This window comes from Sphingopyxis sp. YF1, assembly GCF_022701295.1.
Classification (GTDB): Bacteria; Pseudomonadota; Alphaproteobacteria; order Sphingomonadales; family Sphingomonadaceae; genus Sphingopyxis.
This window is the reverse complement of record NZ_CP033204.1, coordinates 1,072,184-1,098,778: the sequence shown is the minus strand read 5'-3', so window position 1 is coordinate 1,098,778 and position 26,595 is coordinate 1,072,184. Positions and strand designations below refer to the sequence as shown.

General features: G+C 65.9%; 24 protein-coding genes and 1 tRNA gene. 13 read left to right on the top strand and 12 right to left on the bottom strand.

Annotated features, from left to right (window positions below):
- Nucleotides 1–56 precede the first annotated feature (56 nt).
- Genes ispH through rnhA form a run of 3 tightly spaced genes read left to right on the top strand, consistent with a single transcriptional unit; the run spans nucleotide 57 to nucleotide 2,467 of the window.
- Nucleotides 57–1,043 carry a 4-hydroxy-3-methylbut-2-enyl diphosphate reductase gene (gene ispH / locus EAO27_RS05345; RefSeq protein WP_242777820.1) on the top strand — a complete coding sequence of 329 codons (987 nt, stop codon included), beginning with the start codon at nucleotides 57–59 and terminating at the stop codon, nucleotides 1,041–1,043.
- Between the two features lie 6 nt (nucleotides 1,044–1,049).
- The gene (gene thrB / locus EAO27_RS05340) at nucleotides 1,050–2,012 is read left to right on the top strand and encodes a homoserine kinase (RefSeq protein ID WP_242777817.1); all 963 of its coding nucleotides are present in this window, start codon (nucleotides 1,050–1,052) and stop codon (nucleotides 2,010–2,012) included.
- The gene (rnhA, locus tag EAO27_RS05335) at nucleotides 2,009–2,467 is read left to right on the top strand and encodes a ribonuclease HI (protein ID WP_242777814.1); all 459 of its coding nucleotides are present in this window, start codon (nucleotides 2,009–2,011) and stop codon (nucleotides 2,465–2,467) included. The genes thrB and rnhA overlap by 4 nt, the downstream gene beginning before the upstream one ends.
- Nucleotides 2,468–2,488: 21 nt before the next feature.
- Here the strand turns inward: rnhA and EAO27_RS05330 are convergent, their stop codons facing one another.
- A complete protein-coding gene (locus tag EAO27_RS05330; protein WP_242777811.1) occupies nucleotides 2,489–2,665 on the bottom strand; it encodes a DUF1508 domain-containing protein in 177 nt (58 codons plus the stop codon).
- A gap of 75 nt (nucleotides 2,666–2,740) precedes the next feature.
- The gene (locus tag EAO27_RS05325; protein WP_242777808.1) at nucleotides 2,741–3,871 is read right to left on the bottom strand and encodes an FAD-dependent oxidoreductase; all 1,131 of its coding nucleotides are present in this window, start codon (nucleotides 3,869–3,871) and stop codon (nucleotides 2,741–2,743) included.
- Between the two features lie 95 nt (nucleotides 3,872–3,966).
- Between EAO27_RS05325 and EAO27_RS05320 the strand changes: the two genes are divergently transcribed.
- The 7 genes from EAO27_RS05320 (at nucleotide 3,967) to EAO27_RS05290 (ending at nucleotide 11,114) form a co-directional block, all read left to right on the top strand.
- A complete protein-coding gene (locus tag EAO27_RS05320) occupies nucleotides 3,967–4,455 on the top strand; it encodes a prepilin peptidase (RefSeq protein ID WP_242777805.1) in 489 nt (162 codons plus the stop codon).
- A 47-nt stretch (nucleotides 4,456–4,502) separates the two neighbouring features.
- Nucleotides 4,503–5,546, top strand: a complete 1,044-nt coding sequence (gene cpaB, locus EAO27_RS05315; RefSeq protein WP_242777802.1) for a Flp pilus assembly protein CpaB — start codon at nucleotides 4,503–4,505, stop codon at nucleotides 5,544–5,546.
- A 34-nt stretch (nucleotides 5,547–5,580) separates the two neighbouring features.
- Entirely contained in the window at nucleotides 5,581–7,101 is a 1,521-nt protein-coding gene (locus EAO27_RS05310; RefSeq protein WP_347567124.1) for a type II and III secretion system protein family protein, read from the top strand.
- A gap of 25 nt (nucleotides 7,102–7,126) precedes the next feature.
- Nucleotides 7,127–7,768: a CpaD family pilus assembly protein gene (locus EAO27_RS05305; protein ID WP_242777796.1), complete on the top strand. Its 642-nt coding sequence runs from the start codon at nucleotides 7,127–7,129 to the stop codon at nucleotides 7,766–7,768.
- Entirely contained in the window at nucleotides 7,765–9,039 is a 1,275-nt protein-coding gene (locus EAO27_RS05300) for a pilus assembly protein CpaE (protein ID WP_242777793.1), read from the top strand. The genes EAO27_RS05305 and EAO27_RS05300 overlap by 4 nt, the downstream gene beginning before the upstream one ends.
- Nucleotides 9,040–9,103: 64 nt before the next feature.
- Nucleotides 9,104–10,075 carry a type II secretion system F family protein gene (locus EAO27_RS05295; RefSeq protein ID WP_242777790.1) on the top strand — a complete coding sequence of 324 codons (972 nt, stop codon included), beginning with the start codon at nucleotides 9,104–9,106 and terminating at the stop codon, nucleotides 10,073–10,075.
- A gap of 13 nt (nucleotides 10,076–10,088) precedes the next feature.
- The gene (locus EAO27_RS05290) at nucleotides 10,089–11,114 is read left to right on the top strand and encodes a type II secretion system F family protein (RefSeq protein WP_242777788.1); all 1,026 of its coding nucleotides are present in this window, start codon (nucleotides 10,089–10,091) and stop codon (nucleotides 11,112–11,114) included.
- 60 nt (nucleotides 11,115–11,174) lie between these two features.
- Here the strand turns inward: EAO27_RS05290 and EAO27_RS05285 are convergent, their stop codons facing one another.
- On the bottom strand, nucleotides 11,175–12,176 hold the full coding sequence (locus EAO27_RS05285; RefSeq protein WP_242777786.1) for a fumarylacetoacetate hydrolase family protein: 1,002 nt from the start codon (nucleotides 12,174–12,176) through the stop codon (nucleotides 11,175–11,177).
- A gap of 48 nt (nucleotides 12,177–12,224) precedes the next feature.
- The gene (locus EAO27_RS05280; protein WP_242777784.1) at nucleotides 12,225–12,650 is read right to left on the bottom strand and encodes a hypothetical protein; all 426 of its coding nucleotides are present in this window, start codon (nucleotides 12,648–12,650) and stop codon (nucleotides 12,225–12,227) included.
- A gap of 141 nt (nucleotides 12,651–12,791) precedes the next feature.
- On the opposite strand from EAO27_RS05280, the gene EAO27_RS05275 reads away from it, so the two are divergent.
- Nucleotides 12,792–14,048: an ATP-binding protein gene (locus tag EAO27_RS05275; RefSeq protein ID WP_242777782.1), complete on the top strand. Its 1,257-nt coding sequence runs from the start codon at nucleotides 12,792–12,794 to the stop codon at nucleotides 14,046–14,048.
- A gap of 48 nt (nucleotides 14,049–14,096) precedes the next feature.
- On the opposite strand, the gene EAO27_RS05270 is transcribed toward EAO27_RS05275, so the two are convergent.
- The 4 genes from EAO27_RS05270 to EAO27_RS05255 form a co-directional block, all read right to left on the bottom strand.
- Nucleotides 14,097–15,203, bottom strand: coding sequence for a choice-of-anchor A family protein (locus EAO27_RS05270; RefSeq protein WP_242777780.1), 1,107 nt, complete (start codon nucleotides 15,201–15,203; stop codon nucleotides 14,097–14,099).
- Nucleotides 15,204–15,337: 134 nt separating this feature from the next.
- Nucleotides 15,338–16,654 (bottom strand): aspartate aminotransferase family protein, encoded by a 1,317-nt coding sequence (locus EAO27_RS05265; protein ID WP_242777778.1) that lies wholly within the window; start codon nucleotides 16,652–16,654, stop codon nucleotides 15,338–15,340.
- A 21-nt stretch (nucleotides 16,655–16,675) separates the two neighbouring features.
- Nucleotides 16,676–17,614 (bottom strand): DUF808 domain-containing protein, encoded by a 939-nt coding sequence (locus EAO27_RS05260; RefSeq protein ID WP_242777776.1) that lies wholly within the window; start codon nucleotides 17,612–17,614, stop codon nucleotides 16,676–16,678.
- Between the two features lie 76 nt (nucleotides 17,615–17,690).
- Nucleotides 17,691–18,662 (bottom strand): glucokinase, encoded by a 972-nt coding sequence (locus tag EAO27_RS05255; RefSeq protein ID WP_242777774.1) that lies wholly within the window; start codon nucleotides 18,660–18,662, stop codon nucleotides 17,691–17,693.
- 234 nt (nucleotides 18,663–18,896) lie between these two features.
- On the opposite strand from EAO27_RS05255, the gene EAO27_RS05250 reads away from it, so the two are divergent.
- Nucleotides 18,897–21,248, top strand: a complete 2,352-nt coding sequence (locus tag EAO27_RS05250; protein ID WP_242777772.1) for a hypothetical protein — start codon at nucleotides 18,897–18,899, stop codon at nucleotides 21,246–21,248.
- A gap of 123 nt (nucleotides 21,249–21,371) precedes the next feature.
- Complete coding sequence (locus tag EAO27_RS05245; protein WP_242777770.1) at nucleotides 21,372–22,223, top strand: class I SAM-dependent methyltransferase; 852 nt, start codon at nucleotides 21,372–21,374, stop codon at nucleotides 22,221–22,223.
- 304 nt (nucleotides 22,224–22,527) lie between these two features.
- Here the strand turns inward: EAO27_RS05245 and EAO27_RS05240 are convergent.
- From EAO27_RS05240 to ppdK, 4 genes are all read right to left on the bottom strand, one after another.
- Nucleotides 22,528–22,604 (bottom strand) — tRNA-Arg (locus EAO27_RS05240).
- Nucleotides 22,605–22,648: 44 nt separating this feature from the next.
- On the bottom strand, nucleotides 22,649–23,176 hold the full coding sequence (locus tag EAO27_RS05235; RefSeq protein ID WP_242777768.1) for a DUF1254 domain-containing protein: 528 nt from the start codon (nucleotides 23,174–23,176) through the stop codon (nucleotides 22,649–22,651).
- A gap of 1 nt (nucleotide 23,177) precedes the next feature.
- Nucleotides 23,178–23,753, bottom strand: coding sequence for a DUF1214 domain-containing protein (locus EAO27_RS05230; RefSeq protein ID WP_242777766.1), 576 nt, complete (start codon nucleotides 23,751–23,753; stop codon nucleotides 23,178–23,180).
- A gap of 13 nt (nucleotides 23,754–23,766) precedes the next feature.
- On the bottom strand, nucleotides 23,767–26,421 hold the full coding sequence (gene ppdK / locus EAO27_RS05225; RefSeq protein ID WP_242780448.1) for a pyruvate, phosphate dikinase: 2,655 nt from the start codon (nucleotides 26,419–26,421) through the stop codon (nucleotides 23,767–23,769).
- Nucleotides 26,422–26,595: the final 174 nt, after the last annotated feature.

Below are 26,595 nucleotides of genomic sequence, written 5' to 3'. Positions count from 1 at the left end.
GCAACCGGACAAGCCGCTTTACCCCAATGGCCGTGCTGGGCTAGAGCGCGCGCACCATGAACGCACCCCTTTCTATCGACCCTGCGGACGGTGGCGAACCGGCCCTGCTCAAGGTCCTGATCGCCGCGCCGCGCGGTTTCTGCGCCGGCGTTGATCGCGCGATCCGGATCGTCGAACTCGCGCTCGAACGCTATGGGGCGCCGGTCTATGTCCGGCACGAAATCGTCCACAACCGCTATGTGGTGGAATCGCTGAAGGCCAAGGGTGCGATTTTCGTCGAATCGCTCGACCAGGTTCCCGACGGCGTCCCCGTGGTGTTCAGCGCGCACGGCGTCCCCAAGGCGGTGCCCGCCAAGGCCGAGGCGCGCGGGCTCGACTATATCGACGCGACCTGCCCGCTGGTGTCGAAGGTGCACCGCCAGGCCGAACGCGCGAACGAGAGCGGGCGCCACATCATCTTCATCGGCCACGCCGGCCATCCCGAAGTGATCGGAACCCTCGGCCAATTGCCCGAGGGCGCGATGACGCTCGTCGAATCGGTCGACGATGTCGCGAGGCTGGCGCCCGCCGATCCCGACCGGCTGTCCTTCCTGACCCAGACCACCTTGTCGGTCGACGACACCCGCGACGTCGTCACCGCGCTGCGCCACCGCTTTCCGGCGATTGCGGGTCCGCGCGGCGAAGACATCTGCTACGCCACCTCGAACCGCCAGGAGGCGGTCAAGGCGATCGCCGGCCGGTGCGACCGGATGATCGTGATCGGCGCCCCGAACAGCTCGAACAGCCTACGCCTCGTCGAGGTCGCCGAACGGCTCGGCACGCCGGCGCACCTGGTCCAGCGCGGCAGCGACGTCGCCCCCGAATGGCTGGCGGAGATCGGGACGCTGGGCATCACCGCCGGCGCGAGCGCACCCGAAACGCTGGTCCGCGAAGTGATCGACGCGGTCGCGGCGCACCGCATGATCGACGAGGATGTCGTCGTCACCGCTGAAGAAAATATGGTCTTCAAGCTCCCCCGCGGGCTCGAACCGGCGGCGGCCTGACGCTCCATGGCCGTCTATACCGAAGTCGATCCCGACGATCTCGCCGCGCTGGTCGCGCGCTACGACATCGGCACGGTCCGGTCGTGCAAGGGCATCGCGGAAGGGGTCGAAAACAGCAATTTCCTGCTCGAAACGAGCGGCGGGCGCTTCATCCTGACACTCTACGAAAAGCGCGTGAGCGTCGGCGACCTCCCCTTCTTCGTCGACCTGCTCGCGCATCTTTCGGCCAGCGGCTCGCCGGTTCCCGCGATGATCAGCGACCGCGATGGCACCGCGATCCAGCAGATTTCGGGCCGCGCGGCGTGCATCATCCAGTTCCTGCCGGGAATTTCGTTGACCAGGCCGACCCCGGGGCAATGCGCCGCGGCGGGCGCCGCGCTCGGCGCGATGCATCGCGCGCTCGCGACCTATGCCGGCGAACGGGAAAACAGCATGGGGCATCGCCACTGGCGCACGATCGCCGAGGCGACGGGCGATCTCGATGCCGTCCGGCCGGGGTTGGCGGCGATCGTCGCCGACGAACTCGACTATCTCGACGCGCACTGGCCAAAGGACCTTCCCGCGCATGTCATTCACGCCGACCTGTTTCCCGACAATGTCCTGATGCTCGGAGAGACGGTCACCGGCCTGATCGACTTCTATTTCGCGGCTACCGATTATCGCGCGTACGACGTCGCGGTGACGCACGCGAGCTGGACCTTTTCGGGCGATGGCACGCGCTGCGACGCCGATCGTGCCGGGGCGCTGATGAGCGGCTATCTCGGCGAGGTCGCCCTCGACGACGCCGAACGCGCCGCGCTGCCGCTGCTGGCACGCGGGGCGTCGCTGCGCTTCCTGCTGACCCGCGCGCACGACTGGATTCACACCCCCGCCGACGCGCTGGTCACACGCAAGGACCCGTCGCCCTTCCTCGAGCGGCTGCGCCGTTACCAGGCCGCCGACGCCCACAGCCTGTTCACCGCCGTATGAGCGACACCGGCATGAAAACCGTGATCGTCGCGACCGACGGCGCGTGCAAGGGCAACCCCGGCCCCGGCGGCTGGGGCGCCGTGCTGCGCTGGGGCGATGTCGTGAAGACGCTGTCGGGCGGCGAACGCGACACGACGAACAACCGCATGGAACTGATGGCGGCGATCGAGGCGCTCGCGGCACTCAAGCGCCGCTGCAAGGTCGAGTTGTCGACCGACAGCGTCTATGTGCGCGACGGCATCACCAAATGGATATTCGGCTGGCAGAAGAACGGCTGGAAGACCGCCGCGAAAAAGCCGGTGGCGAACGCCGACCTGTGGCAGCGGCTGGTCAAGGAAGCCGCGCGGCACGATATCGAATGGCTGTGGGTCAAGGGCCACGCCGGACATGGCGACAACGAAATCGCCGACGGGCTGGCAAGCGACGCGGCGCTCGAAATCGCGCGGGCGCGCTGAGGCGCCCGCGCGGTCTCGTGATTATTCGACCTCGCGCGTTTCGGCGCCCGGACCGTTCTTCTTGATCGACTCGATGGCGTTCACCGCCGAGGCCTTGCTCGAATAGCCCTCGGTCCAGAACATCGTTTCGCTGTTATATTTGAAGTAGGCGACATATTCGCCGGCCTTGTTCTTCTTGATCTCGAAATAATGGGCCATTCGGGGTCCTCCACAGATTGCGCCGCGGGTGACGCGGCTGATCCATGTTAACCCGCCGTTCCGCGGACGCAAGGATCAGGAAAAACGGCCCGGCGCATATAGCGCGGGGTCGAGCGCGGCGATCGCGCCGCGCGGCGCGGGCGCGCCGAGCTGCCAGGCGAGCAGGCCCGCGATCGCGGGCGCGGTCTGGATCCCGAAACCGCCCTGCCCCGCGCACCAGACGAAGCCGGCTTCGGACGTATCGGGCCCGAAGACGGGCAGCCGGTCGGGGGCGAAACTCCGCAGCCCCGCCCATTTGCGTTCGATCGCGGCGACCGGCCAGTCGACCACCGACTGCAACCGGTCGATGGCCAGCGCGACGTCGAGTTCGTCCGGCGCCGCATCGCACGGGTCGCACGCGGTCTCGTCGTGCGGACTGAGCCAGATCCGGCCCTCGCTTTCGCCTTTGAAATAAAATGTCCCGCCGACATGCGCGATCAGCGGGAGCGCAGCCGGCGTCGGCACGCCCAGCCGCACCTGCAAGACCGTGCGGCGATAGGGCTGAATAGCCAGCGGAGCGACCCCGCAAGCCGTCGCGACGCCGTCGGCCCAGGCCCCTGCCGCATTGACGATCAGCGCCGCGCGGAGCGACCCTTGCCCGGTTTCGACCGCCCACCCGTCACCCGATCGGCGCGCGGCGACAAGCGGTGCGCGCGTGGCGAGCAACGCCCCCGCGCGCTTCGCCGCACGCAGGCAGGCGGCATGCAATCCGCCGACATCGATGTCCCGGCACGACGGTTCAAACGCCGCCTCGCTCCAGTCGGGACGCAGCCCGGCAACGCGGCCCGCCAGATCGCGTGGCGACAGGCGCGATACATCGACCCCCTGCGCCCCGAAACGCGCGACGAAATCATCGACCGCACCGGCTTCCTCGCTTCGTCCGACCACCAGCGCGGTGCGCGGCGCCAGAAACGCGCGATCCGAAAAGACCGGATCGGGATCGGCGAGCGCCGCGAACGAGGCCGCGGTCAGCGGCTGAACCCCGACGCCGCCATAGCTCTCCTGCCAGAAGGCGGCCGAGCGCCCCGTCGCATGAAAGCCCGCGACCTCTTCGCTCTCGATCATCAGGACACGGCGATGGGGGGCCAGTTCGGCGGCAAGGCTCGCGCCGGCGATCCCCGCGCCGATGATCAGGACATCAATGTCAGACGGGAACGTGGCCACCATGGGTGCCGCATATCGGCTGTCTCCCGGAATGCAAGGCTCGCCCGGCCTCGACATGGTTACGATTTCGTAAGCCATGATGGCTAGGGACGCGGGTGATGACCGGCAATATTCTCCAGTTCACGCTCATGCTGCTCGCCGCGATCCTGATGGTCTGCTCGGCGATCAGCGACTTGCGGTGGCGGGAGATTTCGAACGGACTCAACGGGCTGATCGCCATTCTCGCGATCCCCTTCTGGCTCGCTGCCGGCTGGTCGCTGTGGCCCGACGTCACCTGGACGATGGGCGCCGCGCTGATCGTCTTTGCCTTCTTCATGCTCCTGTTCGTCCTCAACGCGATGGGCGGCGGCGATGTGAAGAACGTCTTTGCGGTGATGCTGTGGGTCCCCTTGCCGCTGGTGATGCCGGCGCTGACCGTGATGGCGCTCACCGGCGCGGCGGTCTCGGGCGCGATGCTCGTCTGGCTCATCGTCAAGCGCCCCGAACACAAGCCGGAGGTGCCTTACGGGATCGCGATCGCCGCCGCCGGGCTGTGGGCGCTTCACCAACAATATCTTAACCAGTTTCAGTCTATCGCATCGAGCTGAGGGTAAGCACCGCCGCATCCGGCAGGTGCAGGAGGCGAAAAATCGTCATGGATACGCGAAAGATAATGCTGATCGTCGGCGCGCTGGTGATTGCCATCGGCGCCGCTTTCGGGGTCAATCAGATGATGCGGGGCGCATCGACACCAGAGGCGCGCGCCGCCGCGGCTCCCAATGCGAACGGCCCGATGATCCTCGTCGCCACGCGGCAGCTGCCGCTCGGCACGATCATCGGTCCCGACAGCTTCCGTTTCCAGCCCTGGCCCAAGGAACTGGTCGAAAAGGCCTATTTCCTGAAGGACAAGACCGACGCCAACAGCCTTGTCGGCACGGTCGTGCGTTATCCGATCACCGCCGGCCAGCCGCTGACGCAGGGAGCTCTCGTCCATCCCGACGATCGCGGCTTCCTCGCCGCGGCGCTCGGCCCCGGCATGCGCGCCGTGACGGTCAAGGTGTCGCAGGAACAGGGGGTTGCCGGCTTCGTCTTCCCCGGCGACCGCGTCGACGTCGTGCTGTCGCAGGAAATCCGGATCAGGGCAGGCAGCAGCTATCCCGACGACCAGCTCTTCACCGCCGAGACGATCGTGCGCAACGTCCGCGTGCTCGCCACCGACCAGCGCTACGACGCCGAGGACGAGACGGGCAAGACCCCCGTTCGCACCTTCGGTTCGGTGACGCTCGAAGCGACGCCCGAAATCGCCGAGAAGATAGCGGTCGCACAGAATATGGGACGCCTGTCGCTCGCATTGCGCCCGCTGGCCGAAAGCGCCGGCGATCTCGACGCCGCGATCGCCTCGGGCGAAGTCAACGTTCCGATCAAGGGCGGCACCGCCGCCGAAAAGAAGATGATGGCCGAAGCCGCCGGACGCCCCTCCTCGGGCCGCGGCTCGGCGACCACCGGCGGCGACGTGTCGCGCTTCTGGGTTCCGGTCAGCGGCCGTGTCCAGGCGCCGCGCCAGGAACAGAACAACAACTACTACGGGGGGCGCTCGGCGCCATCGATGGGAGGCGCCGCACCGGCGGCCCCCAGCGGTCCGGTCGTGCGCGTCACCCGCGGCGACAAGATGACCGAAGTGCCGGTGGGGGGTAAGTAAGATGAAAAGCAAAGCCAATTTCCGAATCACGGCCGTGGCCCGCACCCTCGCCGTCGGGCTGATCGCGGCGACCTTGGTGTCCGCACCCGCGCAGCAGGCGGTGGCACAGGCGGTGCAGAATGCCAGCAGCAGCGTCGACCTGTCGGTCGGGCGCGGCCGCCTGATCAGCCTGCCCGCGCCGATGACGGACATCTTCGTCGCCGACGACAAGGTCGCCGACGTCCAGGTCCGCTCGAGCCGCCAGCTCTACATCTTCGGCAAGACGCCCGGCGAAACCAGCATCTATGCCACCGACGCCAGCGGCCGGGTTGTCTATTCGACCGTCGCCCGCGTCGGCAACAATATCGAGACCATCGACCAGATGCTCTCGCTAGCGATGCCCGAAGCGACGATCGCGGCCAACACGATGAACGGTTTCGTGCTGCTGACGGGGACCGTCCAGTCGCCCGACGACGCCGCCGAAGCCGAACGGCTGGTCCAGGCGTTCGTCGGCGAAGGCACCAAGGTTCTCTCGCGCCTGCGCACGGCGACGCCGCTGCAGGTCAACCTCCAGGTCCGCATCGCCGAAGTGAACCGCACGCTCGTCAAGGAAATCAGCGGCAACCTGCTGACCCGCGACAAGGACGGCCCGCTCGGCAACGGTTTCCTCGGCGGGGTCTTCAGCGGCCGCACTCCGGGTACGATCACCGACGTTCCCTATCCCACCGCGGTTTTTCCGGGCAGCCCGGTTCCGCGGCCCTATGACCCCGTTACCGGCCAGATCGTCAACCAGACAATCATGGGCACCAACTATCAGTTCACCAACCCCTCGGGCGCACGCGGCCTTGCCGGTGCCGGGCGCCTGTTCGGGCTCGATCTGATGGCTTCGCTCGACATCGGCGAGCGGTCGGGACTCGTCGCCACGCTGGCGCAGCCCAACCTCACGGCGATCTCTGGCGAAACCGCCGATTTCCTCGCCGGCGGCGAATTCCCGATCCCGATCCCCGGCAACTTTGCCGGCACGACGATCGAATATCGCAAATATGGCGTCAGCCTCGCTTACACGCCGACGGTGCTGTCGAACGGCCGCATCAGCCTGCGCGTCCGCCCCGAAGTGTCGGAACTGTCGACCGAAGGCGCGATCGAAATGCAGGGGTTCCAGATCCCGGCGCTGACGATCCGGCGCGCCGAGACGACGGTCGAACTGGGGTCGGGCGAAAGCTTCATGATCGCCGGGCTGATGAACAACCGTTCGATCGGTGCGATCGACAAGCTCCCGGGACTCGGCGACGTGCCGCTGCTGGGCACGCTGTTCAAATCGGACAGCTTCCGCCGCGGCGAGACCGAACTCGTGATCGTCGTGACGCCCTATCTGGTCCAGCCGGTGTCGGCGAACGAGATCAAGCTGCCGACCGACGCATTCCAGGATGCGAACGACCTGTCGCGCCTGCTGCTCGGCCAGACGAGCAACGGCGTCACCGGCGGCGAACGTCCGAAACCACGGCTCGAGGCGGTCGCCCCCGATGCCGACCGCCCGCGCGGGGCCGATGCCTCGCCCGGTTTCAGCATCAAGTGAAGCGCGCGTTTTCAGGAGCAAGAGCATGAAGAAGATCGCAACTTGGACGATCCTGGGCCTGGCGACGGCGCTCGCGGGATGCACGGGTACCGCGCACACCAACAGCAGCCTCGATTCGGTGCACCAGCCGGTGGTCCGCAACAGCATCCACCAGTTCGACGTCGCGACCAGCGGCGGTGAACTGCCCCCCAGCGAACAGGGCCGCCTGCAGGGATGGCTCGACGCGATGGGCGTGCGCTACGGCGACCGCATCGCGATCGAAGACCCCTCGCCCTATGGCTCGGGTGCGGCGACCGCGACGATCCGGGCGATGGTCGGCCGCCGCGGGCTGCTCCTCAGCGACGCGGTGCCGGTCACGACCGGTCTCGTACCCGAAGGCAGCGTGCGCGTCATCGTGACCCGCGCCTCGGCGCACGTTCCCGGCTGCCCCGACTGGTCGAGCAAGTCGTCGATCAACTTCAACAACGCGACCTCGTCGAACTACGGCTGCGCGACGAACAGCAATCTCGCCGCGATGGTCGCCGACCCGAACGACCTGATCAAGGGTGCCAGCGAAGTGAACCAGGACCCGCTCACCGCGACGCGGGCGATCAAGACCTATCGTGAAAAGGCGCCGACGGGCGCCGGCGAACTCAAGGGAACGCAAACGAGCGGAGGTAGCAAGTGAACGCGCCTTTCAAAGCAGCCGGGCTGCGTGAACCCTTCAACGCCTTCGTGTGCGACGACGACACGCTGGAGCTGATCCGCGTCGCCGCGAACGACATGGGCTGGCCGATCGAGAAGTGCAACAAGGGCGGCCTGCGCAACGCCGTCCAGTCGCTCTCGGTCTCGGCAAGCCCGAACATCCTGTTCGTCGACATGTCCGAATCGGGTGATCCGATCAACGACATCAACGCGCTTGCCGAAGTCTGCGAGCCCGGCACGGTGGTGATCGCGGCGGGGCAGGTCAACGACGTCCGCCTGTACCGCGACCTGCTGTCGAGCGGCATCCAGGACTATCTGCTCAAGCCCTTGTCGCTCGACCAGGTCCGCGAATCGCTGACCATGGCGCAGGCGATGCTGACAGCGCCGAAACATGCCGAGATGCTGGACGACAAGCCGCACCACATGATGGCGGTCGTCGGCGTGCGCGGCGGCGTCGGCGCGTCGCTGGTATCGACCTCGCTCGCCTGGGCAATGAGCGAACAGGCCAGCCGCCAGACCGCGCTGCTCGACCTCGACGTCCATTTCGGCACGGGCGCGCTGACGCTCGACCTCGAGCCCGGCCGCGGCCTCATCGACGCGATCGACAACCCGAGCCGCATCGACGGGCTGTTCATCGAACGCGCTATGGTGCGCGCGTCGGACAAGCTCAGCCTGCTGTCGGCCGAAGCTCCGATCCACCAGCCGGTGCTGACCGACGGCTCGGCCTTCTTCCAGCTCGAGGAGGAATTGCGCGGCGCCTTCGAAATGACGATCGTCGACATCCCGCGCCACGTGCTCGTCCCCTTCCCGCACCTCGTGTCGGAAGCGGGAACGATCGTGCTGGTCAGCGACGTGACACTCGCCGCGGCGCGCGACACGATCCGCCTCCTGTCGTGGTTCAAGCAGAACACGCCGGGTGCGCGCGTGGTGCTGGTCGCGAACAAGTTCCAGAGTGCGGTCGGCGAATTGTCGCGCAAGGAGTTTGAATCTTCGATCGAACGCCCGATCGATGTCGTCATCCCCTTCGACCCCAAGCTGGTCAGCCAGTCGGCGAAGCTCGGAAAATCCTACGCGGAAATCTGCAAGGGAACCAAGGCAAGCCAGGTCTGGACGCAATTGATGCGGCTAATCCTCGACGGCGCCGATTCCGAAGACGAAGCTCCGGCACCCGCCGCAAAGGCCAAGTCGGGCGCCTCGCTGCTCGGCAAGCTCGGCGGCCTCGGCGGCATGATGGTCAAGAAAGGCGCGAAATAGCGCGCCGACCCGACCCTATCGGCCGCCGCCGGCGCCGGAAACCAAAAGCGGATAAACACCCATCATGGACCTGTCAGTCATCCTCATCATCGCGAGCATCTTCCTGGCGCTGACGATGCTCGTGATCGCCTTCGGCGGACCGTCGGTGGGCAAGGCGAAATCGCGCCGCATCGCCGGTTTCAAGGATCGCCACGCCGCCTCGACCGAGGCGGTGGTGGCGGCGCAGATGCGCAAGACGATCCAGGCGTCCGGCGGTCAGGGCAACACCAGCCTGTCGAACCTGATGCCGCGCCGCGAAGAGATGGAAAAACGGCTGCGGCGCACCGGCAAGGGCTGGACCGTCAGCCAGTATATGCTGGCATCGATGCTGATCTTCATCGTCGCCACCGGCGCGCTGCTGGTGCTGCGCGCGCCGCTGCTGCTCGGCGGGCTGGTGGGGCTGATGGCCGCGCTCGGCCTGCCCTATGCCGTCGTCGGCAGCCTGATCAAAAAACGCGTCGCAGCGTTCAACACGCGCTTCCCCGACGCGATCGACCTGCTCGTGCGCGGCCTGCGGTCGGGTCTTCCCGTCACCGAAACCTTCCAGGTCGTCAGCCAGGAACTCCCCGGCCCGGTGGGCGAGGAGTTCAAGGGCGTGGTCGAACGCATCCGCATCGGCAACACGATGGAGGCCGCGCTCCAGGAATCGGCCGAAATGCTCGGCACGCCCGAATTCCAGTTCTTCTGCATCACCATCGCGATCCAGCGCGAGACCGGCGGCAACCTCGCCGAAACGCTCGCGAACCTGTCCGACGTGCTGCGCAAGCGCGCGCAGATGAAGCTGAAGATCAAGGCGATGTCGTCGGAAGCCAAGGCATCGGCCTATATCGTCGGCGCGCTGCCCTTCTTTGTCTTCGGCCTCGTGTGGACGATGAACCCCTCATATCTGGAGGGCTTCTTCTACGAGGAGCGGCTGATCATCGCCGGGCTCGGCGGCCTTCTGTGGATGAGCATCGGCGCCTTCATCATGGCCCGCATGATCAGCTTCGAAATCTAGGAGGAGCCGAACGATGAACAGCAATCTCCTCCTCACCGCCTTTTCGGGCGCACAGGCCGGTCCGACGATCATGGGGATCGACGTCGTGTGGGTCGCCACGATGATGGCCGCCGTCGGCGTCATGGCCGTCCTCGTCGCCATCTACGGCGCGATGACCGTCCGCAACCCGATGACCAAGCGCGTCAAGGCGCTCAACGAACGCCGCGAGCAGTTGAAGGCCGGCATCACCGCGTCGACCGCCAAGCGTCGCGCCAAGCTGGTGCGCAAGAACCAGACCGCCGACCGGATGCGCAGCGTCCTCGGCCGCTTGCAGGTGCTGCAGGACGACCAGATCAAGGACGTCCAGCAAAAGCTCGCGCAGGCAGGCATTCGCTCGAAGGATCTCGCCGTCGCGGTGATCTTCGGCCGCATGATCCTCCCGATCGTGCTCGGCGCGATCGCCGCCTTCCTGATCTACGGCCTCGACATGTGGCCCGACATGACGTCGACGAAGCGCTCGGGCTCGCTGATGCTCGCGCTGATCCTGGGCTACAAGGCGCCCGACCTCTTCGTGCAAAACAAGCGTACCAAGCGCACCGATGCGATCCGCAAGGGGCTTCCCGACGCGCTCGACCTGCTCGTCATCTGCGCCGAAGCCGGCCTGACCGTCGACGCCGCCTTCAGCCGCGTCGCCAAGGAACTGGGCCGCGCCTACCCCGAACTGGGCGAGGAATTCGCGCTCACCTCGATCGAACTCGGCTTCCTGACCGAACGCCGTCAGGCGTTCGAGAACCTAGCCTATCGCGTCGATCTGGAATCGGTGAAGGGCGTCGTGACCACGATGATCCAGACCGAAAAATACGGCACGCCGCTCGCCAGCGCGCTGCGCGTCCTGTCGGCCGAATTCCGTAACGAACGCATGATGCGCGCCGAGGAAAAGGCCGCGCGCCTGCCGGCGATTATGACCGTGCCGCTGATCCTCTTCATCCTGCCGTGCCTGTTTATCGTCATCCTCGGTCCGGCCGCCTGTTCGCTCAAGGACGCGCTGGTCGACGCCTGAACAACGGCAGGACGCCAGAAAGGGAAAGGGCTCCCGCCGGTGGCGGGAGCCCTTTCGCGTTCATCCGACCATCTGTTCGATCGCGCCGAAGATGCTGTGGTGGCGGTCGTCGTCCATCCAGATGCGGACGGTATCGCCCTTCTGCATGAAGGGCGTCTTCGCCTCGCCGGTCAGGATCGTCTCGACCGTGCGCACTTCGGCGAGGCAGCAATAGCCAAGCCCGCCCTCTGCGATCGGCTTGCCCGGACCGCCGTCGGCGTCGCGGTTCGACACCGTGCCCGATCCGATGATCGTCCCCGCCCCCAGGTCGCGCGTCTTGGCGGCATGCGCGATCAGTTGGCCGAAATCGAAGGTCATGTCGACGCCCGCATCGGCGCGGCCCAGCGGCGCGCCGTTGAGGTCGACCGACAGCGTCCCGTGGAGCTTGCCGTCCTTCCACCGGTCGCCGAGCGCGTCGGGGGTCACGAACACCGGCGACATCGCGCTCGACGGCTTCGACTGGAAAAAGCCGAACCCCTTGGCCAGTTCGGCCGGGATCAGCCCGCGCAGCGACACGTCGTTGGTCAGGCCGACGAGCAGGATTTTCTCGCGCGCCGCGACCGCGTCGATGCCGGCGGGAACGTCGCCGGTCACCACGATCACCTCGGCCTCCATGTCGCAGCCCCACGCGGGATCGCCGAGCGGGATCGGGTCGCGCGGCGCCAGAAAGGCGTCGCTGCCGCCTTGGTACATCAGCGGATCGTGCCAGAAACTGTCGGGCATTTCGGCGCCGCGCGCCTGCCGTACCAGCGCGACATGATTCACATAGGCGCTGCCGTCGGCCCATTGATAGGCGCGCGGCAACGGCGAAGCGGCATCACGTTCGTGGAAGCGCTCCTTGGGAATCGCGTCATGGTTGAGATCCTCGGCCAGCGCAGCGAGCCGCGGCGCCGCATAGGCCCAATTGTCGAGCGCGGCCTGCATCGTCGGGACGACCTGTCCGGCGTCGGCGTACCAGGCGAGATCGTCCGAAACGACGACGAGCCGGCCATCGCGACCGGATTTGAGCGAGGCGAGTTTCACATGGGTTCCTTCGTGCGGCGATGGGCGCATCGCCGCCGCAAAGGACGGTCAGCGCGGCATCTGAATCGATGCGTAACAGGTAAAGCCGCTCTGCCCTGCCCGCAAGCGCCGGATATATTGGAGATAGGCCTGCGACTGGTCGTAGCTCGTTCCGGGCAGCGACTGGCCGCCGAACGCGCGCTTGACCTCTTCGCCGGTAAAGGGGCGCGGCGCCCCCGGGAACGCCCCCTTGGTGCCGGGGGCGACCAGCTTGCCGTTCTTATCGATATATTTCCCCGCGCCCGACGCGTCGGGAACCGGAATCTGGCAGTTCATCACCGACACTGCGGTCTGGGCAAAGGCGGGCCGGATCGTCAGCGCGGCCGATACGCCGACCGCACCGAGCGCGAGCATGCGACGGCGCGAGGGAATAGCGGCGCCGGGCTCGCTGTGTTCGGGGATATTCCCGCCGGTCGGCTGATCGTCGCTGTCCATAAATGGCGCATAAACCAGCGAAAGCCGAAGGAAAAGCAAAAGACCGCCCGACGCGGGCCGCTTCCCGTTTCGGGACATTCGCCCGCGAAGCGTTAATCCTCTGCCCGCATCCGTAAAGCGGCTTGCGACCGCTCCGGCTTCGTGCGACGCGAAGCGACGATGTTCGATCGCCTCTCCAGCCTGGTCGTCGCCCTCACGCTCGTCGCCATCGCGGTCATTCTGGCGGCGCTGTCGGGCGGCGACGCGCTGACCATCGCCATTCTGGCCGTGGCGGGCGCCGCGGCCGTCGCCGTCGTGCATGGCGCCGCGCCCGATCCGCTGCCCGAGGGCCGCGGCGAAGCGATCGCCGAAGCCCCGCCCCCGCCGCCTTTATCGCTGCTCCGCCACCCCGATTTCGCGCGCTGGGCCGATCAGGAACGCGGCCCGCTGATCGGGACCGACGACCATATCGTCACCATCGCCAACGACGCGGCGGTACGCCTGCTCGGCCGCCATATCGTCGGCGCCGACATTCGCACGGCAATCCGTCACCCCGGCGCAATCGACGCGTTGACGCGCGCGGACGCGACCGACGGGGCCCAGGAGGTTCATCTCGCCGACTTCCCGCGTCCCGGCCAGCGCTGGACGATGCGCATCGCAGCGCTGTCGGGGCATGAACGCATCCTGTTCCTGATCGACCGCTCGGCGCTCGACGCCGCCGACCGCATGCGGTCCGATTTCGTCGCCAACGCAAGCCACGAACTGCGCACGCCGCTGGCGGCGATTCTCGGCTATGTCGAAACGCTTCAGGACATGAACGACGACGGCGATGCCGGCACGCGCCATCGCTTCCTCGCCATCATCGAGCGCGAGGCGCGGCGGATGCAGCAACTCGTCATCGACCTGCTCTCGATCTCGCGCGTCGAGGCCGACCGGTTCCGCCGCCCGACGACGCCGGTCGATCTGGCCGCGATCGTCCGGACGACGATCGCGTCGCTCAGGGACAGCGAAGCCGAACGACCGCACGATATCGACGCGCGGATCGCCGAGGGCTCGCTGCCGATGCTCGGCGACGCCGCGCAACTGGGGCAACTCGCCCACAATGTCATTTCGAACGCGATGAAATACGGCCGGCCCGGCACGCCGGTGACGGTCGAACTGGTACGCGATGGCGCGCGCGCGCGCCTCTCGGTCACCGACGAAGGCGACGGCATCGCGCCCGACCATCTCCCGCGTCTGACCGAACGCTTCTATCGCGTCGACGAAGCGCGCAGCCGCTCGGTCGGAGGCACCGGTCTGGGTCTTGCGATCGTCAAGCACATCAGCGAGCGCCATCAGGGGCAGCTCGACATCGAGAGCGAGGTCGGCAAGGGTACGCGGGTCTCGGTAGCCTTCCCGCTCGCCGACGAAGCCCGCTAACAGCCCTCCGATCGGGTCCGGCTTTCTACGGCGAGCTATATGGCGAGGTCAGGCGTCGCCGCGGTCGGCTTCCTGCTTCGCGCGCCGCCGCCGCCAATAGATCAACCCGCCGGCGCTCAGCGCGAAAAGGCCGAACATGCCCGGTTCGGGAACCGGCGTCGCACCGCCCGAGCTCGACCCGCCACCCGACGAACCGCCTCCCGACGACGAACCGCCGCTGGGCGGACCGATGTCGCCCCCCTTGTAGGTGCCGATGTGCATCTCGCCGTTCTGGATCAGGTTGCCGAAAACCGCCGACCCCTGGATATAATTTCCGGTCTGGGCGTCGGCGAGCGGCGCCAGAACCGACCCGCCCCACGCCGTGGTCAGGCGCAGATCCTCCGCCTCGGGAAAGTTCCAGATCAGATGCTCGCCGAGATTGTTGGTCCCGCCGAGGAAATTGTCGTTGAGATTGATCGAACGCCCGCTGACGTTGACGATCGCGGTCGTTGCGGCGTTGAGGTTGAACTGGATCTCGCCGATCTTGTCGAGATCGGCCGCGGTGATGTTGAACACGGCCATGCCCTGCGCGTCGGGTTGCGCGTTGAAGACGCCGCGATTGCCTTGCGCGACGAACTGGCTGTTCGACGTCAGCGTGCCCATGTCAAAGGACAGGCTGGTCAGGCTGCTGTTCAGCTGGTTCTTCTGGTTCTGCAGCCCCGACACGAACGACGGGTTGCTCGTGCCGAGGTTCGACACCACCACATTCTGGTTGACGTTGGTGTTACTGATCGTGCCGCCGACCTTCACCGTCTGCGCCGCCCCGTTGAGATTGAAGCCGCTGTTGACGTTGCCGCCGACGATCGCGCCGCCGCCGTTGTTGAGATTCTTGTGCCCGCCGTCGACATTGCCGACGACCGTCAGCCCGGGCTGGCCGGTCGGCGACGTTCCGAGCGGACGGATGGCATAATTCGACGAATTGCCCGAAAGATTGCCGCCGACGAAGGTGCGCCCTTCCACCTCCGACGAGGACTGGAGATTGCCGAGGACGACGAGATTCCATTCGCGCAGCGCATCCATGCCCGACACGAGCGACGCCGACTGGGCGAGTACGGGCGCAGCGGCAAGCGTCGCGACCAGCGCGACGGGGGCAAGCGAACGGAAAGCAAAAGCCACGATAAATTTCCGGTTTTCAGAGGGAAGAGAGGTTGCTCCCTAACCGGTCAGCGCCGTCAAGGGTAGCCAGGTGCGGCGAATTGCTGTCTTGATTCGGGACAACGACATCGCCGCCGCCCACCCCGGTGCATATGCTAATCGATTTTGCCCAGCAGCTCGGCCAGCAGGCCGAACATCGTGTCGATCTGTCCGGTTTCGACGATCAGCGGCGGCGAAAGCGCGATGATGTCGCCGGTGGCGCGGACCAGCAGGCCGTTGTCGAAGCAGGCGTGGAATAATTCGGTGGCGCGGGCGGTCGGGGCGCCGGGGCGCGGTTCGAGTTCGATCCCGGCGACGAGGCCGATGGTGCGGATATCGATGACGTGACGGCAGCCCCGCAGGCTGTGCGCGGCATCCTCCCAATAGGCCGCGAGCGCGTTCGCGCGCTCGAACAGCCCGTCGCGCGCGTACAGATCGAGCGTCGCAAGGCCCGCCGCGCTGGCGAGCGGGTGCCCCGAATAGGTATAGCCGTGAAAAAGCTCGATCCCGGCCGCGACGCCGTCGACCACCGCGTCATGATGGTCACGCCGGACCGCGACCGCGCCCATCGGCACCGCGGCGTTGGTCAGCCCCTTCGCCATGGTGAGGATGTCGGGGGTCACACCCCAGGCCTCGGCCGCCGTCGCGCCCCCCACGCGGCCGAAGGCGGTGATCACTTCGTCGAAGATCAGCAATATGCCGTGCCGGTCGCAAATGTCGCGCAAACGCTGAAGATAGCCGACGGGCGGAATCAGCACGCCGGTCGAACCCGCCATCGGTTCGACGATCACCGCCGCGATCGTCTCGGCACCGTGCAGATCGACGAGGCGTTGAAGATCGTCGGCCAGTTCGGCGCCGCATGGTGGAAAGCCGCGTGCGAAAGCGTTTCCGGGCAATCCGTGCGTATGCCGGATGTGATCGGTACCCACGAGCCCGGGACCGAAGGCGCGGCGGTTGTTGACGATACCGCCGACGCCGACGCCGCCGAACCCTGTCCCGTGATAACCGCGCTCGCGCCCGATCAGGCGGGTACGGCTCCCCTGCCCGCGCGCGCGCTGCACCGCGAGCGCGATCTTGAGCGCGGTATCGACCGATTCGGAACCGCTGTTGGTGAAGAAGATGCGGTCGAGCCCGGCGGGCATGATCGCCGCGACACGACTGGCGAGTTCGAACGCCAGCGGGTGGCCGAGCTGGAAGGTCGGCGCGAAGTCGAGGCTGCGCGCAGTCTCGGCGATCGCCTCGGCGATCTCGGGGCGGCAATGACCGGCGTTGCAGCACCAGAGGCCTGCCGTGCCGTCGAGTATCGCGCGACCATCAGCGCTTTGGTAATACATCCCGCTGGCCGAGACGAGTTGGCGGGGCGAGGCCTTGTAGGCCTTGTTCGCGGTGAAGGGCATCCAGAAGGCCGCCAGCGGATCATTCTCGCCCTGCATGATGCTCCTCCGTTCTTGCCGTCAGTGTGCCGCCTTGCGGCCGGGCACGAGATGAAGCAGCCCGACGATCGCTCCGCCCAACGCCAGACCGAAAAGCCCGGCGCCTCCCGCGTTGATCAGCCATTCCCAGACCCCGGCACCGGGCAGGTTTCCTGTCACCGCCTGTGCGAAATCATGGAGCGCATGGCCGATGCCGCCAATATGATATTCATCGAGGCCGTGGAGGAATATCTGGCCGCCGACCCACAGCATCGCCGCGGTGCCGATCAGCGCGAGCGCGGCGAGCAATTTGGGCATCAGCGTCACCAGTCCGCGGCCGATCGCGCGGCCGCCACCGGTGCGCCCCTTGCTCATTGCGAGGCCGATATCGTCCATCTTCACGATCAGCCCGACGACGCCGTAGACGGCAATGGTGATCGCAAGCGCGACGACGGCGAGCGTCGCAGCCCGCATGCCGAGCGGCTCGTCGAGCACTTCGTTGAGCGCAATCACCATGATCTCGGCCGAAAGAATGAAGTCGGTGCGGATCGCCCCCTTCACCATCGTTTCTTCGTGATTCTTGTCGGCGACGGTCGCGGCATCCTCGGCCAGGCTCGTCTTGTCCTTCTGCAGCGAATGCCACACTTTCTCCGCGCCTTCGAAGCAGAGATAGGCGCCGCCCACCATCAACAGCGGCGTGATCGCCCATTGCGCGAGCGACGACAACAGCAGCAGCACCGGCAGGATCAGCACGATCTTGTTGAAGATCGAGCCCTTGGCGATGCGCCAGATGATCGGCAGTTCGCGGTCAGGTGTGAAGCCCGTCAGGTAGCGCGGCGTGACCGCGGTGTCGTCGACCACGACCCCCGCCGCCTTCACCCCCGCCTTCGATGCCGCCGCACCGATATCGTCGATGCTCGCCGCCGCGACCTTGGCGATGGTCGCGACGTCGTCGAGCAGCGCGAAAAGTCCTGAAGGCATGAGTATTCGATCCCCTTGTGCGTTTCGCCCGCTCTACCCAGCGAAACTCCCATGCGAAAGAGGATGTTGCGCCGCCTCAGGGATAAAGCCGCGCAAAGGCCGCTGCGGCACCGAACAGCCCCGGCTGCGGATGGGTGATCAGCTTGACCGGCAGCGCGCTCATGAAGCCCTCGAAGCGCCCCTTCTCAACGAAGCGCTCGGGGAAGCTCGATTTGATCAGGCTGTCCTTGATGCGCAGCCCCAGCCCGCCAGCGATCACCACCCCGCTTGCGCCCTGCGCCAGCGCGAGATCGCCCGCGACGCTGCCGAGCGACAGGCAGAAACGGTCGACCGCCGCCGCGGCGAGGCTGTCGGCGCCGCTGGTGCCGTTGGTCCAGATCGTCCGGTCGTCGAGCGGGGTCACCGCGCGCCCTTCCATCGCTGCCAGCGTCTCGTAGATGTCGACGATGCCGGGGCCCGACACGATCCGCTCGATCGACACGCGGCGGTGGCGCTTGCGAAGGCGCGCGAGGATCGCGTCCTCGATGCTGTCGAGCGGCGCGAAGTCGATGTGCCCGCCTTCGGTCGCCTGCACCCGATACTCCGCCCCGTCGCGCCAGATATGCGCAACGCCGAGCCCGGTGCCCGGGCCGATCACGCTGATCGTGCCGCTGTCGGGAAGCGCCACGTCGGGGCCGCACAAAGTCTCGAAATAGCCGGCGTCGGCCTGCGCGACCGCATGCCCCACCGCCTCGAAATCATTGACCAGCACCCAATGGTCGACGCCCAGCTTCTCGCCGACGAGCGCGGGGCGGATGATCCAGGGATTGTTGGTGAAACGGATCACCTCGCCGCGCGCCGGCCCGGCGATCGCGATCGCGACAGCGCGCGGCAGCGCGCCGCCCGCACGCCGCGCGAAATCCTCCCAGGCGGTCTCGAGGCTCGCATGGTCCCGGGCATGCAAAGTCGTCGCCTCGCCTAGCGCGACGACACCGCCACTATCGATCTCGGCGATCGCGAAGCGGGCGTGAGTTCCACCGATATCCACCGTTACGATCCGTTCGCGCATGACTCTCCCCGGCGCCGCAGCCTGTCCCCGACCTTTGCACCGACGCGAAGGAAAGCAACAGACATAGCTATGCGCAATTTGGAATCGGTTCAAATCTCTTGACTTAATAACCAATTTGGTTCAAATGCTTCATCTCAACGTCCATATCGGAAACATCGCACCGAGGCGCAGCGCGTCCTCGGCACAGGGACGTTCGACACCAGAAATGTGACATCATCGGAAGGAAGAAATTTCATGCCAGCAAACTGGATCGAAGTAACCGAAGCCCCCTATTTCTTCGGCGCGAGCGGCAACACGCCGGCGCAGAACCGCACCGCAGCACAATCGGCGATCGATGACGCAATCGCAGCCTTCAAAAGCGACAAGATTCCGCGCACGCTTACCTTTTTCGGAATGACCGGTCGGGTCGATATCGACGGCCCGATTATCGTCGCGGATTTCAATGGATCCGCCTACGCCTCGATGGTGACGGTGCATTTCAAAGGACCAGGCTGCTATAATTCCGACTTGGGCGCTCATATCCGGCAAATCAGCGGCGAACTGCCGTGCCTGATCTTCCAGTACACACGTGCATGCAAGGTCGAAGGCATGAACCTGGGCGGTCGAATCGCGACGGCTCCTAGCTTCCAGGCGCTTTTCCATGACGACAATGTCGAAACTGCATGGTGGCGACAGGGCGGCCTGGTTTCAAACCGCGCTTATGCCCCCCACGCCGGGATTGTGACGGACCCCTTTTCGTCGGGCATCGCCAGCAACGACCAATATCCGGGACTTGCTGCCTATTATGTGAGCAGCAGCGGGTCGAACAGCCTCTACATCGACAATTGTGCCTTCACCGGCTTCGACGTAGGTGTTGGCTGGTCACTGTCTTTTACCAACCAGGGTGACGGCTGCGTGCTAAGCAACAGCCGCTTCTTCCGCTCGCGCACCTGTCTGGCCATTGGGCGCGATCAGGCGCGAATGTGTTCCTTCGTCAATCCGTTTGCCAATTTCTGTACGACACTCGTTGACTGCCGCAGCTATGGCCAAGGCATCGGGCAGATGCCCGAAATCCGCGGTGGTCAGGTGACGATCGCCAAGCAAGTCTTCATCGGATCGGGGCAGCGTTACTCGGGAAACATTGTCGGGCTCGCCACCGAGAATATCTGGCGGCTTGGTAGTTGGAAAAGCGGATCCACGCTCAATCTGGTCGGGTGTCAGATTAAGATGGCTAATCCGGTCGATGCTGCCGGGATCGCCCCCGATGCGTGGCTGTTCGCCGAAGGATCAGTCGCGTTCTTCGGAGGGCGCATCTGGATCAACAACGATGCCCGAAACGTTTTTAACATCTACACGACTTCGCGTGTCTCCCTGAATGGCGTAAGCATCGACGATGAATTCGCCTATGCAAATCAAGGTGCCGCGAACGGAGCACATGTTCACTATGACAATTGCAGCGTCATAGATTCAGCACAGGGTGAGATTTTTGGTCTCTCGATGCTAACCCGCGGCAGGACGGTCGAAGCGGGCAAGCGCCGCCTCTACATGCCTGTCGGCTCGAAGCTGATCGAGAACGGCTCAACGGACAGTGTCGAATATGTCGAGTGGACATCCCAGGGCAACCCTCCGCTCACACTTGACAGCGCAGCTACCATCACCGTGGCAACCGACGGCACGGCAACTTTCGTCTCAACCAATCCTGCAGCCTATATCATTGGCGAATTCGTCCATACGAACACACCGTTGCAACTGACGCCGTTCGTCAACGGCGAAACAATGCCTTCGTCGGGAAGCGGAGGCCATTTGACGATCGGCGAGGTCGTCTCGGTGATCGGCAATGTCGTGACGTTACGCAATGTCCCAAAAGCTCTTCCCGTCGGGGTCGGTACTTATAGTGTCACGCTCTCCCGTTCCGGGTTTTTCCGACCGCGCATGATGGCCGCGATCACCAATGGCAGCACCAGCGCGACGCTGTCGGCAGCGGCGGGCTACGCTGTGGGGGACCGGATCCGGGGGCAAGGCATCCCGGCAGGCGCCTGGATTACGGCAATGTCGGGCACGAACATTACCTTGTCTCACCCGACGACCGCAACCGAGACGGTCGAAGTCTATGATGTACGCCTCAGCGTTTCAGGCAAACGCAGTTGGACCAACGGCGAACCGAACGGAACCTGGTTCAAGGGCGATCGGTTCGAAGTGTTTGGCTATGATATCAACCCAGGTTCCAGAACTGCCAGTCACAAAGCCTATCGCTGTGTGAAATCGGGCACCTCATCCATCTGGATTCGGGAATATGAAGGCGTGCCCAGCACATCCTCGACCAGCACCACCTACACGCCGGTCACCAGCGACATCGGCAGTCGCAAGCGGATGAACGCGGCCGGCGCAATTGCGTTCAGTTGGCCGAGTGACACCACGCTGGATGTGCCGATCGGCAGTTGGATCGAGGTCGAAGCGGCGAATACGGGCGCCATCACCCACACGGCAGGCGCAGGCGCCACGCTTCAGAGCCGCGGTAGCCTGGTCGCCAGCAACGGCCGCTATTCGGTGCAACGCGGCACCAAAGTCGCATCGAACACCTGGTCGCTGTCCGGCGATCTCGCATAATTGTTACCGGGGAAGCGGGCGCGTTCGCGCGCCCGCTTCTGCGCTTGTGTCCGTTGGCCTTGGCATCCCGGCCCCGAACGATTATTGCGAATCAGTCGCAGCAAGATCTCGAAAGAGCAAAGAATGGCAATCAACTCGGGAAGCACCCACGAATGGACGGGCACCAGCGGGGACAATTGGGTGCTGCACCAACAAAGGCTCGACCGGATGCTCCAGACTTTCGGCGACGCGGCGCTCGCCGTGGCGGGGCCTCGACCAGCCGAGCACGCCCTCGACATCGGGTGCGGCGCGGGAACGACCAGCTTTGCCCTCGCGGAGCGCGTCGGCACGAGCGGCCATGTGCTGGGCGTCGACATATCGCCGCAACTGATCGCGCGCGCCGAGGCCGATACGCCGGACGGCGCATCGGTCGCGTTCCAGCGCGCCGATGCCGCGAGCGCGCCGCTGCCGCCTGCCGCCTTCGACCTGCTCTTTTCGCGCTTTGGCGTGATGTTCTTCGACGCCCCCACCCCCGCCTTCGCCCATATCCGGAAAGCCCTGAAGCCCGGCGGACGGCTTGCCTTCGCCTGCTGGCGAAGCGCGGCAGAGAATGACTGGGTGCGTTTGCCGATGACCACGATCCGGCATCTTTTGGCGCCACCGCCGTCCGATCCTGAAGCGCCCGGCCCCTTTGCCTTCGGCGATCCGGCGCGCATCGAACAGATCCTGACAGATGCGGGGTTCGACGACGTCGCGATCACGCCGTTCGACGCCGATATCCCCTATGGCCATGGCGCAACGCGCGCCGAGGCGATCGAAGACGCACTGGGCTTGGCTTTTGCGGTCGGGCCATTGTCGCGGGCGCTGGCAGGGCAGTCCGAAGACCTCCGCGCGGCGGCGGAAGATGCGGTACGGGCGGCTTTCGGACAGCGGCCGGGTGCGACATCGATCCTGCTCGAAGGCGCCGCATGGATCGTCACCGCCCGCAACCGCTGAGCGGTCGCGCGGCAGGGTGTCCCGATCCCGGAAAAATGCGACAAACGGCGCGATGACGGTGCTGTCCGTCGCGCGCGAATCACGCTATGACAGGGATGATCACGGGGAGGGAACGACCACGGACGTTCTGCCTGGGGGGCAACGCAGGCACCGCGATCAATGCGAGACGTTTCGGACGTATTGCCCGGGGTATTCATCCACTTGCATCGGGCCTCGCAGCTGATCCCGCCCGACAACGAAAATCAGGACCGCGGCCGACCAGAACGCTTCGCGATTCCGGGCTGTTTTCAACGATTTTGGGAAATGGCGCACCCGGAACGATTCGAACGTCCGACCCCCAGATTCGTAGTCTGGTGCTCTATCCAGCTGAGCTACGGGTGCGTGGTGAGGGGCCTTTAAGGGGCAGCGACCGGGCGCGCAACCCCCTATTTCGGATTTGTGGCCGGCGCGCAGGACGACTGGCGCCGAACCGCGTCGAGCTGGCCGATTTCCGCCGGATCCTTCAAAAGCAACCGGATCAGCGCAATGCCGTGATCGTGGTTCGTCCGAACCACTTCGGCGCCCGCCGGAACCGGCTGCCCTTCGCGCGCGAGAATGATTCGATACGGCTTGCCCGCCGCCTCGACATCGTTGCGGACGAAGATGACGTCCGTCGCGGCGTCGAAGATGCTGAGCGAACTGTAACGGTCCGGCACCGGCACGACATGGATCGCGATCGGCCCGCCTGACAGGTCATAGGGGCAACTCGAATAGGCGAGGTCCGGGCTCGGTCGCACGACCGGCTGGCGCGCAGGATTGGCAAGGTTGGCATAGGCCATCGTGTTGACGCCGCCCTGCCCCAGCCGGTCGATCGCAACATTCATCAGGGCATAGGGAATCGCGCCGACGGCGACCCAGGCGGTCGCGGCTGCAAGAACGAAACCGAAGACGAGCGGGCCGAACCAGGTGCGCATATCAGCAGCCCTCCTTCACGATGCTTGGCAGGACCGCCTTGGTGGGGGCAGCGCGAAACCCGTCGCCGGGGTTGTACATGCGCAGGGTCAGGTGAAAGGGCTGCCCCTTCGCCGCCGGCAGCCAGGCTCCGTCGGCCGGCTTCGCCGGTGCGATCGTGACGCGCCACTCGCCTTCGGCGTCGAGCGCGACGTTGGCACCGTTCACCGACCAGCTGTTGGCTGGATTGGCGACGAGATAACCCGCCTCGTCATAAATGGTGACGCTCCACCAGCGCGCGTCGAGCGGCCTTCCCGACAGGCGGTAGCGGCAATTGCCGTCGAGCGGCGCGCCCGCCGCGTCGGTGGTGGCCGACCAGTAGACGGTTTCCCTGGCCGGAAGCGCGAGCAGGCCCGCGCGCGCGACCATGGCGCGCGTCACCCGGTCGGTCGCCTTGGTGCCGAAGCCGAGCGACGTGGTCCAGGGGCCGTTGCCGATCTGCCCGTCGGCGAGCCCCCGGCCCGTGATCGCCCAGGCAGCGCCGAGCCCCACCGCCAGCCCTCCCACCAAAGTGATCGCATAGCGGTGCCAGCTCTTCATGCCCTACCCCCTGTTATTTGGCCTTCTTCAGGGCCGCCTGCGCTGCCGCAAGGCGCGCAATGGGGACACGGTAGGGTGAGGCGCTGACATAGTCGAGACCCGTCTTTTCGCAGAAATGGATGCTCGGCGCATCACCGCCATGCTCGCCACAGATGCCGAGCTTGATGCCCGTCCGCGTGGCGCGACCGCGATCGGCGGCGATCTCGATCAGCTGGCCGACGCCCTCGACGTCCAGACTGACGAACGGATCGGTGACGAAAATGCCCTTGTCGACATATTGCGTCAGGAACCGCCCCGCGTCGTCGCGGCTGATCCCGATCGTCGTCTGCGTCAGGTCGTTGGTACCGAAGCTGAAGAATTCGGCGCTCTCGGCGATCTCGCCCGCCATCAGTGCGGCGCGCGGCAGTTCGATCATCGTGCCGACGAGATAGGCGATCTCGCGGCCCTTTTCGGCAAACACCGCCTTCGCCTGTGCATCGACGACCGTCTTCATCAGGTCGAACTCGCGGCGCGTTGCGACGAGGGGGATCATCACCTCGGGGATCGGCGCGGCGCCGGTTTCGGCGGCGATATCGCACGCCGCCTCGAAGATCGCGCGCGCCTGCATCTCATAGATTTCGGGATAGGTCACGCCCAAGCGGCAGCCGCGATGGCCAAGCATCGGGTTGAATTCATGGAGTTCGTTCGCGCGCCCCTTGAGCGCCTCGATCCCGACACCCGCGGCCTCGGCAACGACGGCGAAATCCTCCTCGCGCGTCGGCAGAAACTCGTGAAGCGGCGGGTCGAGCAGGCGGATCGTGACCGGCAAGCCGGCCATCACGCCGAAGATCGCGGCAAAGTCGCCGCGCTGCTCGGGCAGCAGCTTGGCGAGCGCGGCGCGGCGGCCTTCCTCACTGTCGGCGAGGATCATCTCGCGCACCGCGGTAATCCGCGCGGCGTCGAAGAACATATGCTCGGTGCGGCAAAGCCCGATGCCCTCGGCGCCGAAATCGCGCGCGACCTGCGCATCGGCCGGGGTCTCAGCGTTCGCGCGCACCTTCATGCGGCGCACCTTGTCGGCCCAGCCCATCAGCGTGCCGAAATCACCGACGAGTTCGGGGAGCAGGGTCGGAACCTCGCCCGCCATCACCTCGCCGGTGGAGCCGTCGAGGGTCAGGATATCACCCTCGCGAAGCTCGCGCCCGGCGACGCGCAGCACGCGCGCATTGCCGTCGATCGACAAGCCGCCGGCCCCCGAGACGCAAGGACGGCCCATGCCGCGCGCGACGACCGCCGCGTGGCTGGTCATCCCGCCGCGCGCGGTGAGAATGCCCCTCGCGGCGTGCATGCCGTGAATGTCCTCGGGGCTGGTTTCGACGCGGACGAGGATCACCGCTTCGCCCATGCCCGCAGCTTTCTCCGCGCTGTCGGCGTCGAACATGATCTTGCCCGATGCCGCGCCGGGGCTGGCGGGCAACCCCTTCGTCAGCACGTCACGCGGGGCTTTCGGGTCGAGCGTCGGGTGGAGCAGCTGGTCGAGCGCGCCGGGGTCGACGCGCTGCACCGCTTCCTCTTCGGTGATCAGCCCCTCGCCCGCCATGTCGACCGCGATCTTGAGCGCCGCCTTGGCGGTGCGCTTGCCCGAACGCGTCTGGAGCATCCACAAAGTCCCGCGTTCGACGGTGAACTCGATGTCCTGCATGTCGCGATAATGGGTTTCGAGCGTGTCGAAGACCCGGCCGAGCTCGCCGAAGGTCTCGGGCATCGCCTCTTCCATCGACAGCGGCTTGGCACCCGCCTTTTCGCGCGCGGCGAGGGTCAGATATTGCGGGGTGCGGATGCCCGCGACGACATCCTCGCCCTGTGCGTTGATCAGCCATTCGCCGTACCAGGCGCGCTCGCCGGTCGCGGGGTCGCGCGTGAAAGCCACGCCGGTTGCCGAGGTGTCGCCCATATTGCCGAACACCATCGCCTGCACATTGACCGCGGTGCCCCATTCGCCGGGGATCGCATTGATGCGGCGATAGACTTTTGCGCGGTCGCTTTCCCAACTGGCGAAGACCGCGCCGACCGCGCCCCACAGCTGGTCCCTGGGTTCCTGCGGGAAGGGCGCGCCGGTCTCGCGCTCGACGATCGCCTGATAGGTCTTGACCAGCGCCTGCCAGTCCTCGGCCGACATCTCGGTGTCGAGGTAGAAGCCCTTGTCTTCCTTGGCGACTTCCAGCGCTTCCTCGAACTCGGCATGGTCGAGCCCCATGACGACGTCGGCATACATCTGGACGAAGCGGCGATAGCTGTCCCACGCGAAGCGCGGGTCGCCCGAGGCTTCGGAAAGACCGACGACGGTGAGGTCGTTGAGCCCGAGGTTGAGCACGGTGTCCATCATCCCGGGCATCGAGACGCGCGCGCCCGAACGGACCGAGACGAGCAGCGGGTCGGCAGCGTCGCCGAACGCCTTCCCCGTGATGCCCTCGATATGCGCGATACCGGCCGCAACCTCTTCGGCGAGCCCCGCCGGGAACTGTTCGCCATTAGCGTAATAGGCGGTGCAGACGTCGGTGGTGATCGTAAAGCCCGGCGGAACCGGCAGCCCGATCGAGGCCATTTCGGCAAGGTTCGAGCCCTTGCCGCCCAGCAATTCCTTCGAACGCTCGGCCGTGGTGGCCGCGCCGCCGAACAAATGCACCATGTTGGTCTGGGTAGGCGTCGTCATCATATGCTCCTGCTGCCCCGGGGAGGAGGTTGGCGGGGGAATAGTTATGCAGTCCCGGTTGGTCGAATCAGTTTTGCTTTGTCATTTTCAAGGCTTCTCAAATCCGTTCGCATCGAGCGAAGTCGAGATGCCCATCTGTCGTTCGTGCCT